Source organism: Streptomyces sp. NPDC005408, from assembly GCF_040606445.1.
Classification (GTDB): Bacteria; Actinomycetota; Actinomycetes; order Streptomycetales; family Streptomycetaceae; genus Streptomyces.
Map to the genome: position 1 here is coordinate 138,244 of NZ_JBEXEX010000012.1, position 17,491 is coordinate 155,734.

General features: G+C 70.4%; 16 protein-coding genes and 1 tRNA gene. 11 read left to right on the top strand and 6 right to left on the bottom strand.

The genetic code is table 11. The features are described from left to right. Positions 1-48 precede the first annotated feature (48 nt). Positions 49-417, bottom strand: a complete 369-nt coding sequence (locus ABZS64_RS14690) for a hypothetical protein (protein ID WP_355828277.1) — start codon at positions 415-417, stop codon at positions 49-51. A 383-nt stretch (positions 418-800) separates the two neighbouring features. On the opposite strand from ABZS64_RS14690, the gene ABZS64_RS14695 reads away from it, so the two are divergent. The 3 genes from ABZS64_RS14695 to ABZS64_RS14705 are packed head-to-tail and all read left to right on the top strand — an operon-like array spanning position 801 to position 3,135. Next, entirely contained in the window at positions 801-2,096 is a 1,296-nt protein-coding gene (locus ABZS64_RS14695; protein WP_355828279.1) for a cytochrome P450, read from the top strand. Then, positions 2,093-2,923 (top strand): methyltransferase domain-containing protein, encoded by an 831-nt coding sequence (locus ABZS64_RS14700; RefSeq protein WP_355828282.1) that lies wholly within the window; start codon positions 2,093-2,095, stop codon positions 2,921-2,923. Before ABZS64_RS14695 ends, ABZS64_RS14700 begins: the two co-directional genes overlap by 4 nt. A gap of 26 nt (positions 2,924-2,949) precedes the next feature. Then, a complete protein-coding gene (locus ABZS64_RS14705) occupies positions 2,950-3,135 on the top strand; it encodes a hypothetical protein (RefSeq protein ID WP_355828284.1) in 186 nt (61 codons plus the stop codon). Positions 3,136-3,162: 27 nt separating this feature from the next. Here the strand turns inward: ABZS64_RS14705 and ABZS64_RS14710 are convergent, their stop codons facing one another. Together ABZS64_RS14710 and ABZS64_RS14715 are read right to left on the bottom strand one after the other, a co-directional pair. Continuing rightward, positions 3,163-3,816: a VC0807 family protein gene (locus ABZS64_RS14710; protein ID WP_355828287.1), complete on the bottom strand. Its 654-nt coding sequence runs from the start codon at positions 3,814-3,816 to the stop codon at positions 3,163-3,165. 301 nt (positions 3,817-4,117) lie between these two features. Further along, positions 4,118-4,190, bottom strand: a tRNA-Arg gene (locus tag ABZS64_RS14715). Between the two features lie 318 nt (positions 4,191-4,508). On the opposite strand from ABZS64_RS14715, the gene ABZS64_RS14720 reads away from it, so the two are divergent. The 7 genes from ABZS64_RS14720 (at position 4,509) to ABZS64_RS14750 (ending at position 13,135) form a co-directional block, all read left to right on the top strand. After that, complete coding sequence (locus ABZS64_RS14720) at positions 4,509-6,110, top strand: dynamin family protein (protein ID WP_355828290.1); 1,602 nt, start codon at positions 4,509-4,511, stop codon at positions 6,108-6,110. 5 nt (positions 6,111-6,115) lie between these two features. Continuing rightward, the gene (locus tag ABZS64_RS14725) at positions 6,116-7,885 is read left to right on the top strand and encodes a GTPase (RefSeq protein ID WP_355828293.1); all 1,770 of its coding nucleotides are present in this window, start codon (positions 6,116-6,118) and stop codon (positions 7,883-7,885) included. Between the two features lie 121 nt (positions 7,886-8,006). Beyond that, positions 8,007-8,474, top strand: coding sequence for a single-stranded DNA-binding protein (locus ABZS64_RS14730; protein WP_355828296.1), 468 nt, complete (start codon positions 8,007-8,009; stop codon positions 8,472-8,474). 191 nt (positions 8,475-8,665) lie between these two features. Then, the gene (locus tag ABZS64_RS14735; RefSeq protein ID WP_355828299.1) at positions 8,666-10,117 is read left to right on the top strand and encodes an LAETG motif-containing sortase-dependent surface protein; all 1,452 of its coding nucleotides are present in this window, start codon (positions 8,666-8,668) and stop codon (positions 10,115-10,117) included. Between the two features lie 231 nt (positions 10,118-10,348). After that, the gene (ettA, locus tag ABZS64_RS14740; RefSeq protein ID WP_355828302.1) at positions 10,349-12,013 is read left to right on the top strand and encodes an energy-dependent translational throttle protein EttA; all 1,665 of its coding nucleotides are present in this window, start codon (positions 10,349-10,351) and stop codon (positions 12,011-12,013) included. Between the two features lie 7 nt (positions 12,014-12,020). Then, positions 12,021-12,464 carry a thioesterase family protein gene (locus ABZS64_RS14745; RefSeq protein ID WP_355828305.1) on the top strand — a complete coding sequence of 148 codons (444 nt, stop codon included), beginning with the start codon at positions 12,021-12,023 and terminating at the stop codon, positions 12,462-12,464. Beyond that, positions 12,461-13,135: a hypothetical protein gene (locus ABZS64_RS14750; RefSeq protein ID WP_355828308.1), complete on the top strand. Its 675-nt coding sequence runs from the start codon at positions 12,461-12,463 to the stop codon at positions 13,133-13,135. The genes ABZS64_RS14745 and ABZS64_RS14750 overlap by 4 nt, the downstream gene beginning before the upstream one ends. Before the next feature lie 219 nt (positions 13,136-13,354). Here the strand turns inward: ABZS64_RS14750 and ABZS64_RS14755 are convergent, their stop codons facing one another. After that, positions 13,355-13,759 (bottom strand): globin, encoded by a 405-nt coding sequence (locus tag ABZS64_RS14755; RefSeq protein WP_355828311.1) that lies wholly within the window; start codon positions 13,757-13,759, stop codon positions 13,355-13,357. Positions 13,760-13,858: 99 nt separating this feature from the next. Between ABZS64_RS14755 and ABZS64_RS14760 the strand changes: the two genes are divergently transcribed. Beyond that, positions 13,859-14,884 (top strand): methyltransferase domain-containing protein, encoded by a 1,026-nt coding sequence (locus ABZS64_RS14760; RefSeq protein WP_355828313.1) that lies wholly within the window; start codon positions 13,859-13,861, stop codon positions 14,882-14,884. Here ABZS64_RS14760 and ABZS64_RS14765 read toward each other — a convergent pair. Both ABZS64_RS14765 and ABZS64_RS14770 read right to left on the bottom strand, forming a co-directional pair. Beyond that, positions 14,865-16,013, bottom strand: a complete 1,149-nt coding sequence (locus tag ABZS64_RS14765; RefSeq protein ID WP_355828316.1) for an FHA domain-containing protein — start codon at positions 16,011-16,013, stop codon at positions 14,865-14,867. The genes ABZS64_RS14760 and ABZS64_RS14765 overlap by 20 nt on opposite strands. Before the next feature lie 73 nt (positions 16,014-16,086). Continuing rightward, positions 16,087-17,445, bottom strand: coding sequence for a VWA domain-containing protein (locus tag ABZS64_RS14770; RefSeq protein ID WP_355828319.1), 1,359 nt, complete (start codon positions 17,443-17,445; stop codon positions 16,087-16,089). Positions 17,446-17,491 lie beyond the last annotated feature (46 nt).

Below are 17,491 nucleotides of genomic sequence, written 5' to 3' on the forward strand. Positions count from 1 at the left end.
TCTACGCTCCCGGTGGAGTAGGAATTCCTGCGGGTGCAGCTGCAGGAATCAGGTGCAGCAGCAGCAGGGGCAGCAGCAGTACGTGCCGCCGGCGGCGACGTCGGAGAGGTCGCCCTCGCTCAGCTCGGCGGTGTCGACCATCGGGGTCTCCGGGATGTGGAACTCGTAGCGACCGGTCGCCAGACCGATCTCCCAGAACTCCACCTGCACGTCGAGGTTGCCGTCCTGCTTGCCCTCGGGCAGCTCACGGACGATGACGATCTCGGCGTCCGCCGGAAGCTCGAGGCCGGCCTCGGCGAGAGCGGCACGCGAGTCCGTGCCCAGTCGCTCCGCGTACTCCTCGCTCGACCAGGCATTGATCAGAGCGCGGGTGTAAGCGTTCACGAATTCCGCGCGCTTCTGCGGGTCCAACGCCATGTGGACTCCTCCTTGTTCGACCGACCGGCACCCGGTGTGCCTGGCGACGAGAAGAACACTGACATGCGGTCAATGGGCTGCCAAGACTTAATCTCCGTGCCCTGTCCGGTTAGGTCCAGTAGGTATTGAGTGCCCTTAGTCGCTGCGGTATCTTGCGTGCAGTCGAGATCGCTCCATACGTAATGCAGTTACGTATGCGGCACTCGGCATCACGTATTTCTGGGGCCGGTTACGCATTCTGCTTACGTATTTCCCTTGCGTATGGGGCGCATACGTAACCGACGCGCCACGCATACCGAACAGGAGGTGGCAGCACCGTGCCGACCCGACTCGACCGAGTCCGAGACAGTCTTCTTCCCCCGGGCCCGCCGGGGGAGGTGGACATGCGCCGCATGCGCACCGCGCCACTGGAGTTCATCACCGGACTCGCCCGTACGTACGGGGACATCACCCGGCACCAGGCCGACGGCGACACCGTCTACCTGCTGAACCACCCCGACCACGTCCGGCACGTACTGAAGGACAACGGGGCCAACTACACGAAGGAGAACACGCCCGACGACCACATGCTCCGCCCGCTGCTCGGAAACGGTCTGCTGACGAGCGACGGCGAGGAGTGGGCCCGGCAACGCAGGCTGTGCGCACCGGCGTTCCGGCCCAGTGCCGTACGGACCTTCGACGCGATCATCACCGACGCCACGCACGCCCTCGTGGACCGCTGGCGCACCGCGGCCGCCGCCTCCACCCCGATCGCCGTCGATCACCAGCTGACCGGGCTGACCCTCGCCGTCCTCACCCGCTCGATACTCGGCGCCGACACCGAGGGCACGGGGGAGGGATTCGGCCGCGCGGTGGACGCGGTCAACCGCTTCATCGGGCACTACGTACCGGCCGACGACCCCGACCCGCAGGACACCGCACTGCGCCGGCAGGGCTTCCTGCGCGCACGGATGTTCCTCGACGGAATCACCCGCATGATCATCGCGAGCCGGCGGGCGGGCGGCTCGGCCGGCGGCGGACCCGCGACTCTGCTCGACACCATGCTCGGCTCCGGCCGTCCCGGAGTGGACGCGCTGTCCGACACCGACCTGCGCGACCAGGTCCTCACCCTCGTCATGGCCGGTCATGAGACCACCGCGAAATCCCTGACCTGGACGCTCTATCTCCTCGACCGCCACCCCGAGGAGGCCGAGCGGCTCCGCGACGAGGTCGACCGGGTCCTCGGCGGCCGTACGCCGACCGCCGCCGACCTCTCCCGGCTCCCGCTGTGCCGACGGGCGATCCAGGAGGCGATGCGCCTCTACCCGCCCGTATGGCTGATCTCCCGGCGTGCCGTCGGCCCCGACACCATCGGCGGCTACGACGTCGCGCCCGGCACCCTGATCTGCGTCAGTCAGTGGGTCCTGCACCGCCACCCCGAATTCTGGGACGCGCCCGAGGAGTTCCGCCCCGACCGCTTCGCGGACGCGGAACTGCCCAGCCACCTCTATCTCCCCTTCGGCGGCGGCGACCGCATCTGCATAGGACAGCACTTCGCGATGGCCGAAGCCACCCTCGTCCTGGCCGTCCTGATGCAGTCGCTGCGGCTCGCACTGGTGCCCGGCCACCCCGTCGAGCCGGAGGCACTTGTCACCCTGCGCCCGCGGCACGGCATGAGCATGCTGGCGGTGACCCGATGAGCGCCCCCGCCCGGCCCCGGCCCGTCGGCGGCTCGTACGACCCGGCCCGTACGACCGGAGGGGGCCTGACCGCCGAACTCGCCCGGCTCGAAGCCCAGGCCGAGCTGTCCTTCGCCGAAGAGCTCCGCATTCTGGGGGAGTTGGGCATCGGCGGCGCCACCGCGAACGCCCCCCTGCTGGAACTCGGCGCCGGATCCGGCGCGATCACCCGACGCCTCCGCTCGGCCTTCCCCGCCCTTCCCCTCATCGCCGCGGACATCGACGGCGAACTGCTCTCCCACGCGGCGGACTCGGGCGCCGAACTCATGGTCGCCGACGCCGCCGGCCTCCCGCTGGAGGACGGCAGCGCCGGATGCGTCCTGCTCCGCTATGTCCTCCAGCACGTCGCGGACCCGGCGGCGGTCGTCGCGGAGGCGCTGCGGGTGCTGCGTCCCGGCGGCACGATCGTCGTCACCGAGGTGGACAGCTCCTGCTGGGGCCTGGCCGACCCTGCCTACCCCGAACTCGCCCCCATCCACGCGAAGATCGCCCGCGCACAGGAGCAGGCGGGAGGAGACCGGTCGATCGGCCGCCGTCTCACCCGGCTGCTGCGCGGCGCGGGCTGCACGGACATCGCCCTGCGCCCGTTCGCCACCACGAACGACGACCTTCCGACCGAGATGTTCGCCCCGCACCTCGGGCCGCAGCGCCTCGAACCCCTGGTCGCCGCCGGGGTGCTCACCTTCCCCGAACTGGCCCTGGCCGCCGACCGCTGGAACCGCTTCCGCAAGGACCCGGACGCCTGGGTGATGCTGCTCGGCTTCACCGCGGCAGGGACCGCCCCCTAACCACCCCCCTCAGAAAGGAATGCTCCATGCACCCCAACCTCAAGATCTTCATCACGATCTTCTGCTACATCAGCGGAGTCGCCGGCCTGGTCACCGCGGTCCTCGACGCAAGCGAAAGGCCCGCGGCGACCACCGAAGCGGTCATCGCGGGCGCGATCGGCGTGCTGTTCCTCGTCGCGGGCCTGGCCCTCACCCGTAAGCCGAGGTACTGATCCGCACCAGCACGGGCCCGGGGGCGTTCAGGCTGCCCCGGGCTCCTGCTGCTGCTGTGCGGCGGCCATCCTGGCCCGCCCCTTCTTCCCGGTCTGGATCGTGTACGTCATGAGCCCGGCAAGCACCACGAACGGCAGCACGTTCGTCACCCCGACCATGGTCCCGGTGTCGAGCATGTACGTGAGCGCAATGCGCACCGCGGACTCGGTCAGGAACGCCACGCCCCAGATGACGGTCAGCCGTCGCTGGGTGCTGCGGAAGCCGGGGTACGCGTCCCAGAAGCCGTTCCAGCGCGCGATGCCCTCCGCGGTCCCGTCGGTCGCGAACTTCCGCCCGAAGTAGAAGATCATCGGTCGCGTCATCAGCAGCGATCCCAGGAATGCGAGCCCCAGCAGGCCGGTCAGCGCGGAGTCCTTGACGAAGACGAGCTTCTCGCTCTTGAAGGCGAACGCACTCACGGCGCTCAGCAGCAGCACGATCAGGATCATCACCCCGAACTCGTCGATGCGACGATTGATCGCGAAGAAGATCCCCACCTCCACCAGGGGCCACCCGGCGATGATGAAGAGCGCCGTCACCGGCGCCACGCCGTGATCGGTGAGGATTCCGTACGTCACCCAGGGCAGCAGCACGCTGAACAGGATGGTCGGGCCCCAGTTGAGCAGGACGGATTTGGGCATGGAGGATCCCCCAGGTCACGATCATGAGATTGGTCGAGCGGCAGCACGCGAGGGAAAGACCTCGGAGTACAGGCCTCAGGGATCCTAGAAGATCAACTTCCTGCTGGAGCCGGCTTTGCCCATGCTTTGCGGCGTCCCCGCCCAACCATGACGCGCGCAGAGCGTATGAGCCGGACGGGTGGCCGGTTTCTGCCCTGTTTATCCCGTCTCAACGCCGCTCCCGCTAGAGTGCCGCAGACCTGCGAAAAACCCGCGAAAAAAGGCCCTCCGCGGTGGAGGGCCGTACATCGGTCGCGAAGAGCGCCCCCGGCAGGACTCGAACCTGCGGCCAAGCGCTTAGAAGGCGCCTGCTCTATCCACTGAGCTACGGGGGCCGGATGGTGGACCTCGGTGGCCTGGAGCCCTCGTCAGGCGGTTCCGTGACCTTGCCGGGACAAGGATAGGGCTCCGATCGCCTTGACCCGGTTGCTTCACCTGCGTGGCACGATGTGTAGGTTCAGTGAAGCGAACCGATAATCGCAGGCAGGTGCGATTCACGCACCGCTTTTGGCGCCTCACGCTCTCGGGTGTTGTGCACTCGTTATGCCTGCGCCCCACTCGCCCCATCTGTCGCGTCTGTCCGACCGGCGCGCAGGGAGGGCTATACGCTTCAAAAAGCCACTAAAGTTGGGCATTCTTCGCATGTGGTGACCTTGGATGCACGGCCTCAGCTGATCGACGCACTCTCCGCCCTCCGCGACCGTGTCGCCGCCGTGCGTCTCCCTCTTCCCCTTCCCGGTGCGCCGCGGGCACGGCAGACCCGTGCCGAGCTCCTCGCACAGCTCGACGACTATCTCGTGCCCCGGCTCAAGGAGCCCGAAGCGCCGCTTCTCGCCGTCGTCGGCGGATCCACCGGGGCCGGGAAGTCGACCCTCGTCAACTCCCTTGTGGGGCGTCGGGTCAGCGAGGCGGGGGTGCTGCGGCCGACCACCCGCACGCCCGTGCTCGTCTGCCACCCCGACGATCACCACTGGTTCGCGGGGATGCGGGTCCTGCCGCATCTCACCCGCGTATGGCTGCCTCAGCAGGAAGAGACCGAAGGGGGACAGGACAGCGGGCGCGAGGCCGACGAGGAGAACTCCCTGCGCGTCGAGACTGCCGCCAGCCTGCCCCGCGGGCTCGCACTGCTCGACGCGCCCGACATCGACTCGCTCGTCGTCGAGAACCGGCTGCTGGCCGCCGAGTTGATCTGCGCCGCCGATGTGTGGGTGATGGTGACGACGGCCTCGCGGTACGCGGACGCGGTCCCGTGGCATCTGCTGCGTACCGCCAAGGAGTACGACGCCACGCTGGTGACCGTGCTCGACCGGGTGCCGCACCAGGTCATCGCGGATGTCTCGCGGCAGTACGCGGCGCTGCTGACGAAGGCAGGACTCGGCGAGGTGCCGCGGTTCACGATCCCCGAGCTGCCCGAGTCGGCGGGCGGCGGCAGCGGGCTGCTGCCCACCACCGCCGTGGCCCCCCTCTTCGCCTGGCTGGCGCACCGGGTACAGGATCCGGCGGCCCGCCAGCAGGCCCTGGCACGTACCGCTTCGGGCGTGATCGATTCGCTCAACGCCCGGATGCCGGAGCTCGCGGCGGCGGTGGCGGGGCAGTACGCCGCGGCAGTACGGCTCACGGGCGCGGTCGAGGACGGGTACGACAAGGAGCGCGAGCGCGTACGTCAGCAGCTCCTGAGCGGCGCGGTCCTCGCGGGCGACGCGCGGACGCGCTGGCGGGGCTTTCCGCGCGACAGCTCCGCGGGCGAGCTGCTGGACGCCCTGGTCGGCAGCCTGTCCGCGCTGCTGCAGTGCGCCGTCGCAGCCGCCGACGAACGCGTCCAGGAGGCGTGGCGGCGCGAGCCCGCCGCCGGGGCGGTCGTCGTCCGTGGGCGGCCGGATCTGGAATCGGCGGAGCGGATCGGGATGGCCGTACGCCGCTGGAGGCGCGAGCTGGAGGAACTCGCCGACGAAGAGGTACGCAGGCTGGAGCTCAATCTCGCGCCCGACTCCGAGACCGTCGCTGCACTGGTCGCAGCCGCTCTGCTCGGCGGACGGCGGGCCCGAGGCGCCGGGGAGCGGCTCGCCGAACGGATCGGCGCCAAGGGCGCGCTGCGGCTGCGGGACAAGGGCGGTGAGCTCATGGCGACGTACATCGACGGCGTACTGCACGGCGAACGCGACCGCCGCCTCGCCCCGCTGGACGCACTCCAAGTGACCCCCGAGCCGCAGGCCGAACTGATCGCCGCGCTGTCCGTACTGCAGAAGGAGAGGTGACGGCGTTGACCGCCATCACTGACGACGAGAACGAGGCCGGGGACCGCTGGGACGACGGGCTGATCGCCCGGCGCGCGGGCGGACGCGACGACAGCGAGCAGGAGGAGACCGAGGAGGAGCTGGGAGAGGAGCACGTACCGATCGGCGGGGCGTACGTGGGGCCGCTGCGGGTACGCCTCGACGCCCTGCGCGAACTCATCGGTCTGTCGCGGACCCGGCTGGACGGGCCGACACTCGCCGAGGCGGGACGCGTACTCGACGAGGCCGCCGCCCGGCAGCGGCTCTCCTCAAGGCACACCGTCGTCGCCATCGCGGGCGCCACGGGCAGCGGCAAGTCGACGCTCTTCAACGCCCTGGCCCAGGTGCCGATCTCGGAGACCGGGCTGCGCAGGCCCACCACCACAGGACCGATCGCCTGCACCTGGTCGGAGGGCGCGGCCGGGCTGCTCGACCGGCTCGCCATCCCCCCGAGGCTGCGGCGCCGCCCTCTGGCGGGCGGCGCCGAGGAGCTGTCCGGGCTGGTGCTCATCGATCTGCCCGACCATGACTCCGCCCTGGTCAGACACCGGGAGCAGGTGGACCGGGTACTGGCACTGGTGGACGCGGTGATCTGGGTCGTCGACCCGGAAAAGTACGCGGACGCCGCGCTGCACGAGCGGTATCTGCGGCCGCTCGCCGGGCACGCGGAGATCACCTTCGTGGTGCTCAACCAGGTGGACCGGCTGCCCGGCGAGGCCGCCGACCAGGTGCTCGACGATCTGCGCAGGCTCCTGGACGAGGACGGAATGGCACTGGGCGAACACGGCGAGCCGGGAGCCACCGTGCTCTCGCTCTCCGCGCTGACCGGCGAGGGCATCGACGAACTGCGGGACCTGATCGGCACGTTCGTCCAGGAGCGCAACGCCCCGGCGCGACGGCTGTCCGCCGATGTCGACGCGGCGGCGTCCAGGCTGCGTGCGGTGTATCTGGCCAGTGGCAGGACCGGTCTCGACGAGCGCTCGCGCGAGGACTTCGCCGCCCGGCTCGCCGAGGCGATCGGCGCGAATGCGGCCGGTGAGACGGCGGAGCGCGAGTGGCGCAGGAACGCCGGACGGGCGTGCGGGACGCCGTGGCTGCGGCTGTGGCGCTGGTACGAGCGCACCCGAACCCCGGGGAGCGGGCTGCCGGAGCCGGCGGCGCCGGTGGAGGACGAGCTCACGGCGCGGCAGCGGGTCGAGCAGGCGGTGCGCACGGTCGCGGACGAGGCGGCGTCCGGGCTGCCCGCGCCGTGGGCACAGGCGGTGCGCGAGGCTGCTGTGCGCGGGGCCGAAGGGCTGCCCGAAGCGCTGGACGAGCTGGCGGCGCGTGAGGCGGCGGCGACGAGCGGGCGGCCACTGCGGCCCGCGTGGTGGCCCGCCGCGGTGCTGGCGCAGGCGTCGATGACGCTGCTTCAGATCTACGGCGGGCTGTGGCTGGTGGGCCAGATCATCGGCGTACTGGAGCCGGGGCTGCTGGTCCCGGCGATGCTGATGGTCGCCGGGATCGTGGGCGGGCCGCTGGTGGAGTGGGCGTGCGGGGCGGCCGTACGAGGACCCGCGCGGCGGTACGGGCAGGACGCGCAACGACGGCTGCGGGAGGCGGCGGCCGGGTGCGGACGGGCGAGGGTGCTCGATCCGGTCGCGGGAGAGCTCATGCGCTACCGGGAGGTGCGGGAGCAGTACGCGACGGTGTCGTCGGGGAAGGCGGGGACGGGCTCCGGCGGGGCAGGGGGCGGGTCGGTACGGCTTCTGGGGTGACCGGGCTTCTGGGGTGACGGGGTTTTCCACACAGGCGCGGTCGTCCACAGGCGCCTGCGGCTTCTTCCCGTCCGGTCCAGCATGGAGATCGGTCAGGCAACCGGACGGGGAGGTGGCTGTCGTGAACGACACGATGGTGACGCTGGTGGGCAATGTCGCCACGAATGTGGAGTACCGCGAATCGGTGGCGGGAGGCATGGCGCGATTCCGATTCGCGGTCACACCGAGGCGGTGGGACAAGCAGAGCGGAAGCTGGACGGACGGGCACACCAGCTTCTACACGGTCTTCGCCTGGCGGTCGCTCGCCATAAATCTGGTCGGGTCGGTCTCGGTCGGTGAACCGCTTCTCGTCCATGGGCGGTTGAAGGTGCGCGAGGAGGAGCGGGACGGGCAGCGCAGGGCATCGGTGGAGATCGGCGCGGTGGCGGTGGGACACGATCTGACGCGCGGGACCTCGGCATTCCGCCGCGTGGTGAAGGCGGAGCCCAATCTGACGGCCCGTCCGGCGGTGACTTCCGCGGAGCGTCCGGAACAGCACGCCGGCGAACGATCCGACGAGGTGAGGGCGGCACCGGTAGCCGTGCCCTGACCAGGAGTTGTGGAGATTTGTCGATTCAGGAACGGGGATTCGGCGATGACGGCAAGGCCGCGATAACGATTCCGAGTCGGAATGGTTGTCTGACGGTAGGACGGGGGACTGGGGTGCGCCGCGTCCCTAGGATTTCCGCGTACTCACGGGGCACTTGAGTCTGCAGGCGAGGCACTCCCCCCACACGTCACATGCGAATAGGGCCTCGCCCGGAGGGGAATTCTGTGTTTGCTGTGTTCTCTGCGTCAGTTGTACGCAGGCGGGGCGCTGCTCGTCGTCTTACTGCCGCGGCTTTGCTGTCGGGCCTCATCGCGACCGGCTCCATGGCGGCCGCGGGTTCGGCAGCCGCCGACAACGACGTCCAGCACCAGGGTGGCGCCGTCGCCACTCTCGACGGGCTGAAGACCTTCGACCGGGCCGTGCTCCGCACGAACGGCAAGAAGCACGAAATAGCAGCCGGGGTCTTCGAGATGACCGTCGACGGCGGCGGCCGGCTGAAGACGTACTGCATCGACATCCACAACCCGACCCAGGACCAGGCGAAGTACCTGGAGACCCCCTGGAACCAGACCTCGCTGGGCACCAACAAGGACGCGGGCAAGATCCGGTGGATCCTGCAGCACTCCTACCCCCAGGTCGACGACCTGGCGGCGCTGGCCAAGTCGGCGGGCACCGGGCCGCTCTCCGAGAGCACTGCGGCGGCCGGCACCCAGGTGGCCATCTGGCGCTACTCGGACGACGCGGACGTCGACGCGCTCGACCCCGCCGCGGAGAAGCTCGCGGACTGGCTGCAGGGCAAGGCCCAGAACGTGGCGGAGCCGAAAGCCTCGCTCAGCCTGGAGCCGAACGCGGTCTCCGGCAAGGCGGGCGGGCGGCTCGGCCCGGTCACGGTCCGCACCGACGCCGGGCAGGTCGCCGTGGCCCCGCCGGCCGACGCGGCAGCCAGCGGAATCAAGATCACCGACGGGGCCGGGAAGCCCCTCACCTCGGTCGTCAACGGCGCCCAGCTGTACTTCGACGTCCCGGCCGGTGCCGTGGACGGCTCGGCGTCGCTGACCGCGCAGGCCACCACCTCCGTGCCGGTGGGCCGCGCGTTCGCCGGGGCGACCAAGAGCCAGACCCAGATCCTGGCCGGTTCCAGCGAGTCCACGGTCTCCGCAGACGCGACGGCGACCTGGGCGAAGGCGGGCGCGATACCGGCGCTCTCGGCGAAGAAGAACTGCGCCAAGGGCGGCGTGGACATCACCGCCGCCAACAAGGGAGACGCTCCCTTCAGCTTCGAGCTGATGGGCTTCAAGCACACGATCCCGGCCGGGGCTTCCAGGACCGTCACGATTCCGGTCGCCGAGGACCAGGCGTACGACTTCACGATCACCGGGCCCGAGGGCTTCAAGAAGAACTTCAAGGGCGTGCTGGACTGCAAGACCACCGGCGCCGCGGGCCCGGGGACGGACACCCCCTCGTCCCAGCCCAGCCCGGCTTCGGCCGGTGGCACCTCCAGCGGCCTCGAGGGCGACCTCGCGGAGACGGGCAGCTCCAGCGCGACCCCGATGATCGCGGGCATCGCGATCGCGCTGGTCGTGATCGGCGGCGGCGCGGTCTTCTTCCTCCGCAAGAAGAAGGAGACGCCCACCGAGGAGTGAGCAAGCCCTCGCGCAACGTGACGCTGCGCGCGGAAGACGGCCCCGGTACGCGTGCGCGTGCCGGGGCCGTTGCCGTCGGGGGCAAGCAGATGGGCGGGCAGATGGGCGGGCAGGGCCGGGCCGATGCGTGGGTCGGGGCGCGGGGCGCCGGAGGACCGGTTTCCGTCCAGGGATGGACGTACGGCAAGATGGGGTGTATCTGCCCACCCTCTTCTTGCCGGACGGTTTCTCTTGGCTGAGTACATCTACACGATGCGCAAGACGCGCAAGGCGCACGGCGACAAGGTCATCCTCGATGACGTGACGCTGAGCTTCCTGCCCGGTGCGAAGATCGGTGTGGTCGGCCCCAACGGCGCCGGTAAGTCCACCGTGCTGAAGATCATGGCCGGTCTGGAGCAGCCCTCCAACGGTGACGCGTTCCTCTCGCCCGGCTACACGGTCGGCATCCTGCTGCAGGAGCCGCCGCTGGACGAGTCCAAGACGGTGCTGGAGAACGTCGAGGACGGCGTCTCCGCGATCAAGGGCAAGCTCAACCGGTTCAACGAGATCGCCGAGCAGATGGCGACCGAGTACACCGACGCGCTGATGGAGGAGATGGGCAAGCTCCAGGAGGACCTCGACCACGCCAATGCCTGGGACCTCGACGCCCAGCTCGAGCAGGCCATGGGCGCCCTCGGCTGCCCGCCCGGCGACTGGCCCGTCACCACCCTCTCCGGTGGTGAGAAGCGCCGCGTCGCCCTCTGCAAGCTGCTCCTCGAAGCCCCCGACCTGCTGCTTCTCGATGAGCCCACCAACCACCTGGACGCCGAGTCCGTGCAGTGGCTGGAGGCGCACCTCGCCAAGTACCCCGGCACCGTCGTCGCGATCACCCACGACCGGTACTTCCTCGACAATGTCGCCGAGTGGATCCTTGAGCTCGACCGCGGCCGCGCCCACCCCTACGAGGGCAACTACTCCACCTACCTGGAGAACAAGGCCTCCCGTCTCAAGGTCGAGGGTGCGAAGGACGCCAAGCGCCAGAAGCGTCTGAAGGAAGAGCTCGAGTGGGTCCGCTCCAACGCGAAGGGGCGGCAGGCCAAGTCCAAGGCCCGTCTGGCCCGTTACGAGGAGATGGCCGCCGAGGCCGACAAGATGCGGAAGCTGGACTTCGAGGAGATCCAGATCCCGCCGGGCCCGCGTCTGGGCTCCGTCGTCGTCGAGGTCGAGAAGCTCTCCAAGGCCTTCGGTGACAAGGTCCTGATCGACGACCTGAGCTTCACCCTGCCGCGTAACGGCATCGTCGGCGTCATCGGCCCCAACGGCGCCGGCAAGACCACGCTCTTCAAGATGATCCAGGGTCTGGAAGAGCCCGACTCCGGCGTCATCAAGGTCGGCGACACCGTCAAGATCTCCTACGTCGACCAGAGCCGCGCCAACATCGACCCCAAGAAGACCCTGTGGGCCGTTGTCTCCGACGAGCTCGACTACATCAACGTCGGCCAGGTCGAGATGCCGTCACGCGCCTATGTCTCGGCGTTCGGCTTCAAGGGCCCGGACCAGCAGAAGCCGGCCGGTGTCCTGTCCGGCGGTGAGCGAAACCGCCTGAACCTGGCGCTGACCCTCAAGCAGGGCGGCAACCTGCTGCTCCTCGACGAGCCCACCAACGACCTCGACGTCGAGACGCTCTCCTCCCTGGAGAACGCCCTGCTCGAGTTCCCCGGTGCGGCCGTGGTCGTCTCCCACGACCGCTGGTTCCTCGACCGCGTCGCCACGCACATCCTGGCGTACGAGGGCGACTCCAAGTGGTTCTGGTTCGAGGGCAACTTCGAGTCGTACGAGAAGAACAAGGTCGAGCGGCTCGGCCCGGACGCGGCCCGTCCGCACCGCGCCACCTACAAGAAGCTCACCCGGGGCTGATTCGCAGATGGCCCGCTACATCTACCGCTGTCCCCTCCGCTGGTCGGACATGGACGCCTTCGGGCACGTCAACAACGCGGTCTTCCTGCGGTACCTGGAAGAGGCGCGTATCGACTTCATGTTCCGGCTGGCGCCGGGGGACGGTTCCCCGTCGTTCTCGGGCGGGTCCGTCGTGGCCCGCCACGAGATCGACTACAAGCGGCCGCTGGTCCACCGGCACGAGCCGGTGGTCATCGAGCTGTGGGTGACGAAGATAGGCGCGGCGTCGCTGACCATCGCGTACGAGGTCAAGGACGCCGAGGGCCCCTCGTCGCAGGTCTATGTGCGGGCCTCGACCATCGTCGTGCCCTACGAGTTCGCTGCCGAGCGTCCGCGCCGGATCAGCGCGGAGGAGAAGTCCTTCCTCCAGCAGTACCTGGACGACGCGGGCGAGGGTGCGCTCGCGGCATGAGCGTGCCCGTGCAGAGTCTGCACTTCGCCGACGCGAGCGAGGCGGAGGATCTCGCCGCCTTCCTCGCCCGGCTGATCCACTACGACCGCGCCGCCGCCGTCCGCCTTCAGGCCGGCAGCGGCGCGCTCGCCGTTTTCGGACGTCCGCCCTCCTTCGAGGTGCTCGCGATCCGTACGGCACGGCTCGGCGGCCCGGTCGAGCTGGATGTGACCGTCTCCGCGGGTGAGCTTCTCGAGTCCCTGGGCGGTGAGTCGGGGGCGGAGTTCACCGTGCCCGCGCCGGTCACCGGACCGCCGTGGGCCGGTCTGCTGCCGCCGCGCGGTGGCTGGCGGGAGCTCTCCGGACTGCCCGAAGTGACCGCGATGCGCGGCGCGGTCGCTGCCGCGGTTGCCGAATTCCGCACCCGCGACGAGCAGTTGCCCGCCGAGCGCCGCACCCGCGCCGAGCGGGACCGGATCGGGCGCGAGATCTGGTCGCGCACCGTCGGCACCACCGGGCTGCCCCTGCGCGCCGTGCACGCGGCCCAGTCGCTCGGCTTTCTGCGACCGGGTGTCCCCGTGGCCCTGCTGTCCACGGGTGCGTGGCTCAGACTGCGTACGCCCTTCGGGTCGATCGCCGTACGCACGCATGGTCTCGGCGGACTGAGCGTCACGCCCACCCGGCACGGCTGACACCCGCGTCGAACGCGCCAGCGGGCTTGGGCCTGTCGTTCGGATCTTGCCGGGCTCGCGTGCCCTGGCACGCACTCCCCCGTAGCCCTTCGGGCACGGGAGGTGCCCCCACGCTGCGTTGTCGTCAGTCGCTGACGCTCCGCGTGGGCTCCTTCCTCCGCCTTGCGATCGCACGCACCAGTCCCGTTCACTGATCCGGCCTGATCCAAACGAGAGGCCCTAGTCCGCGGCGTTCACCATCGAGGCGGCGGCGTAGGTGAGGTAGTCCCACAGCTGCCGCTGGTGCGTCTCGGAGAGGCCGAGCTCGTCCACGGCCGTATGCATGTGCTTCAGCCAGGCGTCGTGCGCGGCCCGGTCGACGGTGAACGGCGCGTGCCGCATCCGCAGCCGCGGGTGGCCGCGGTTGTCGCTGTAAGTGCGGGGGCCGCCCCAGTACTGGATCAGGAACAGCGTGAGCCGCTCCTCGGCCGGGCCCAGATCCCCCTCCGGGTACATCGGCCGCAGCAGCGGGTCCTCGGCGACGCCCTTGTAGAACCGGTGGACGAGGCGCCTGAAGGTCTCCTCGCCGCCGATCTGCTCGTAGAACGTCTGCTCCTCAAGGGTGCCGCGCGGAATCTCAGTCACGCCTCCATGGTCTCAGACGCACCGGCCGAGTACGGAAGGCCTAGGACCATTCACGGTCGGGTGCTCGCCTGGGCGGCGGCCGGGCAGGAGAGTGGAGGCATGGGTACGGAGCTTGAACGGTTCGCCGAGCCCGCCGCCGAGGCGCGGCGCTCGCTGGTGCGGACGATCATGGCCGACGGCGGGCTGACCGATCCGGCCTGGCGGGCGGCGTTCGAGGACGTGCCGCGGCATCTGTTCGTGCCGTACTACTTCGTGAGCCGGGGACACGTCCCGAGCGACGGCCTCGGGAAGGGCGCGTACGAGCGGCTGTGGTGCGAGGACCCCGATCCTGGGCGGCGGGCCCGCTGGCTGCAGGGCGCGTATGACGACGGGCCGCTCGCAACGCGGGTCCGCGACGGCCGGCTGATCTCGTCCAGCAGCCAGCCCTCGCTGATGGCGCGGATGCTCGAAGAGCTGGAGGTACGCGACGGGCAGGCCGTCCTGGAGATCGGTGCGGGCACCGGATACAACGCGGCCCTGCTCGCCCACCGGCTCGGCGACGAGCTGGTGACGACCATCGACGTGGAACCGGAGATCACCGAGTCGGCGCGCTCGCACCTGGCGGGCGCCGGCTACCACCCGGCCGTGATCACCGGCGACGGCGCGCGCGGCTGTCCCGAGCGCGCGCCCTTCGACCGGATCATCGCGACCTGCACCCTGCCGTCCGTGCCCTTCGACTGGCTGCCGCAGTGCCGGCCGGGGGCGCGGATCCTGGCGCCGCTCTCCACCGGGCTGATCGCCCTGCGGGTGCGCGACGACAGCCACGGCCGCAGTGCGGAGGGGCGCTTTCTGCGGACGTCCGCGTACTTCGTGCCGCTGCGCGGCGGCGAGGCCGCACGAGAGGGGCACACCGGCGGGCTGCCGAGGCGCGCGATCGAGAACGAACTGTTCCGCTTTCTGCTGACGCTGACCGCGGGCAGCCTCGATCCGCACGAGGCGCTGTCGCTGTGGGAGCGCGAGCGGCGCCCGCAGCGGGACCGCTTCGGCGTCACCGTCAGCGGGTGCCACCAGTGGGCCTGGCTGGACGACCCCGAAGGGCCGTACGCCTGGCCTCTGGGGCCTCCCGCTAGCCGCGGCGGATCGTGATCGTCGTCCAGGCTCCGACATGGACCCGGTCGCCGTCGTTCAGCGGGATCGGGACATAGGGCTGGATCGGGTCCTCGGCGCCGTTGAGCGTGGTGCCGTTGGTGGAGTTCTGGTCGACGACCGCCCACGAGCCGTCGGGCTGCTGCACCAGCACCGCGTGCTGGTGCGAAACGCCCGGGTCCTCCGGCGGCACGGACAGATCGATGTCGGGGGACTCACCGGTGGAGTGCCGGCGGCGGCCGATGGCGATCTGGTTGCCGACGAGCGGGAGCTGCTGCTCGGGGGAGTACGCGGGCAGGTTGAGGCCGGTCGCGTCCGGGCCGCTGCGCTGCATCATCGCCAAGAAGTACTCACGGTCGGGCGCGATGACGGCGGTCCAGCCCGCGGGGGCCTGGTACTGGCCCTGCGGCGGACCCTGCTGCTGCCCGTACTGCGGCGGCATCGGCTGCTGCTGGAACGGCTGCTGCGGCTGAGGCGCGTGGGGCTGCTGCGGTGCCTGCGTCTGCGAGGGCGGCGACAGCATCCAGTCGTCCCCGCCGCCCGTCTGCTGGGGCTGCGGCGGCGCGGGCTGCTGATACGCGGGCGGCGGGGGCGGACCCGGCTGCTGCTGGAACGGCGGAGGCGGCGGCCCCTGCTGCTGGAAGCCCTGGGGAGGCAGCTGCTGCGCCGACGGCTCGTTGACCAGCGGCTCGGCGGGCCGGTTCATCTGCGAGGGCCGCGAGCTCTGGTAGTCGTACGGATCGTGCTGCTGGTGCTGCGGATTCGGGGGCGGCGGTGGCGGCGCGGGCGCCGGCTGCGCCTGGAAGCCCGGCGGGAGGTTCAGCCCGCCGACCGGCTGCGGGGGCGGAGCCAGCGGGGTGTACGACGTCGCCGTGTGCGTGAGGAAGTTGTACCTGCACTCCTCGCAGAACGGGGCCATGGCCTCGCGCGGGGTGCGGCACTGCGGGCAGAGCTCGGCCTGGGCGGTGGCGTTCGGGTCGCCGAGGCCGGCGCCGGGGTAGCCGTAGGCCGGTGGCGGGGGAGGCGGCGGAACGGCACCCGCGGGAGCGCCAGGACCGGCCATGCGGTGGCCACAGACCTCGCACCAGTCGTCGGAACCCGACTGGTGTCCGTTCGGGCAGGTCGGCATGTCGGCGCTTCCCCCTCTCCTCGTCCGGCCCCGGGGGCCGTGTCACATCAGTAATGCGGGTGCTTCTGGCTGGCTACTTCTTCACACGAACCGTCTTGGTGGAGCGCGTTTCGAGGGTCATCTCGTCCGCCTCCGCGACCTTCGCCTTCAGTCGCACAGTACCCGTCGCCGCATCGACGACGTCCACCACCTTCGAAAGCAGTTTCGCAGTGTCCTCGTTACCCGAGTCGGCCGCGAGCTGCACCGCACGTCCGAGCTTCGCGGTCGCGCCGTCGATATCGCCCGACTTGCGGGCATCCAGGCCCTGCTGGATCACCTGTGCCAGTTCGGCCTGGCCCGTGTAGTGCGCGACCTGGGGGTTGATCGAGGTGGATGCGGCCATGTCGTCCGTCCACACCGCTCGTACAAGACCCTGCGACAGCACCTGCGGAGCGCCGCCGTCCGTCGCCGGAATGATCAGCGAGACGCGGGCCGCCAGCATCTCCTGGCCGATCCCTGCCTCCGGCACCTGCACACATACGTGGTAATCGCGGGACTCGTCGCCCCAGGAGCCGGTGGGATAGTCCCCGGCCCGCGGCCCGGCCTCGGTGCGCCGCCCGGTCAACTCCTCGACCGTCGGCGCCACTTGCTTGATGAACTTGATCTCCACGCCGACGGGCGTCCACAGCCGCAGCGCGACGTCCGCGACCTCCTTGCCCATCGCGTTCTCCATCATGCTCGTGAAGTCCGCGGCCAGCTCGGCAGGGTTCGCGACGATGTCCGCCGTGCCGAGCAGCGCGGAGGCGATACCGGTGACCTCCTTGACCTCCCAGTCGGTTCCCACACCGCGGGCGTCGCAGGTGAAGCGGCCGGCGACGGCTTCGAGCGCGGCCCGCAGATCCTCCGGCGACTCGTGCTCGTTACGGCCGTCGGTGAGCAGGATGCCGTGCCGGATCTCGACATCGGAGGTGGCGAGCAGCCGGTCGGCCAGCCGCAGCCAGGTGCCGATCGCGGTGCCGCCGCCCGCGGTGAGCCGCCGCAGGGAGTCCTTGGCCTGGGCGCGGGTCGCCGGATCGGCGACTGCGAGCTTGCCTCCGCCCGGGAAGACCTCGGTCGCGAGGTGCGTGCCCGCGACCACCGCGAAGGCGACACCGTCGCGGAGGGTGTCGATGGCGGCGGCCGTGGCATCACGGGCGTTGCGCATCTTGGTCGGCGGGTAGTCCATCGAGCCGGAACAGTCGACCATGATCACTACGGCCGCGCTCGGCGCCTGCCCCGGTATGGCGGAGGGGGAGGGCGAAGCGCCCGTGAGTGGTGCCCCGCCGCTGGTGCCGCCGCCGGTGGAGGTGACGGTGACGATCGCGTTCACTTCGCGGCCGCCCTCGGGCAGGTATTCGTTCTGGTACACGTCGACCGAGAACTGCGGCACCTGGGACTTGGAGAAAACGGCCATCTGAATCGGCTCCTTGAGGCTCCGCTCGGGCAGAGTTGGTCAGTTG

Excerpts from the sequence above, each read along its gene's own strand:
- ABZS64_RS14770 (WP_355828319.1), bottom strand. The coding sequence starts at position 17,445 with ATGGCCGTTTTCTCCAAGTCCCAGGTGCCGCAGTTCTCGGTCGACGTG.
- ABZS64_RS14750 (WP_355828308.1), top strand. The coding sequence starts at position 12,461 with ATGAGCGTGCCCGTGCAGAGTCTGCACTTCGCCGACGCGAGCGAGGCG.
- ABZS64_RS14745 (WP_355828305.1), top strand. The coding sequence starts at position 12,021 with ATGGCCCGCTACATCTACCGCTGTCCCCTCCGCTGGTCGGACATGGAC.
- ABZS64_RS14695 (WP_355828279.1), top strand. The coding sequence starts at position 801 with ATGCGCCGCATGCGCACCGCGCCACTGGAGTTCATCACCGGACTCGCC.
- ABZS64_RS14690 (WP_355828277.1), bottom strand. The coding sequence starts at position 417 with ATGGCGTTGGACCCGCAGAAGCGCGCGGAATTCGTGAACGCTTACACC.
- ABZS64_RS14765 (WP_355828316.1), bottom strand. The coding sequence starts at position 16,013 with ATGCCGACCTGCCCGAACGGACACCAGTCGGGTTCCGACGACTGGTGC.
- ABZS64_RS14760 (WP_355828313.1), top strand. The coding sequence starts at position 13,859 with ATGGGTACGGAGCTTGAACGGTTCGCCGAGCCCGCCGCCGAGGCGCGG.
- ABZS64_RS14705 (WP_355828284.1), top strand. The coding sequence starts at position 2,950 with ATGCACCCCAACCTCAAGATCTTCATCACGATCTTCTGCTACATCAGC.
- ABZS64_RS14700 (WP_355828282.1), top strand. The coding sequence starts at position 2,093 with ATGAGCGCCCCCGCCCGGCCCCGGCCCGTCGGCGGCTCGTACGACCCG.
- ABZS64_RS14735 (WP_355828299.1), top strand. The coding sequence starts at position 8,666 with ATGCGAATAGGGCCTCGCCCGGAGGGGAATTCTGTGTTTGCTGTGTTC.
- ABZS64_RS14710 (WP_355828287.1), bottom strand. The coding sequence starts at position 3,816 with ATGCCCAAATCCGTCCTGCTCAACTGGGGCCCGACCATCCTGTTCAGC.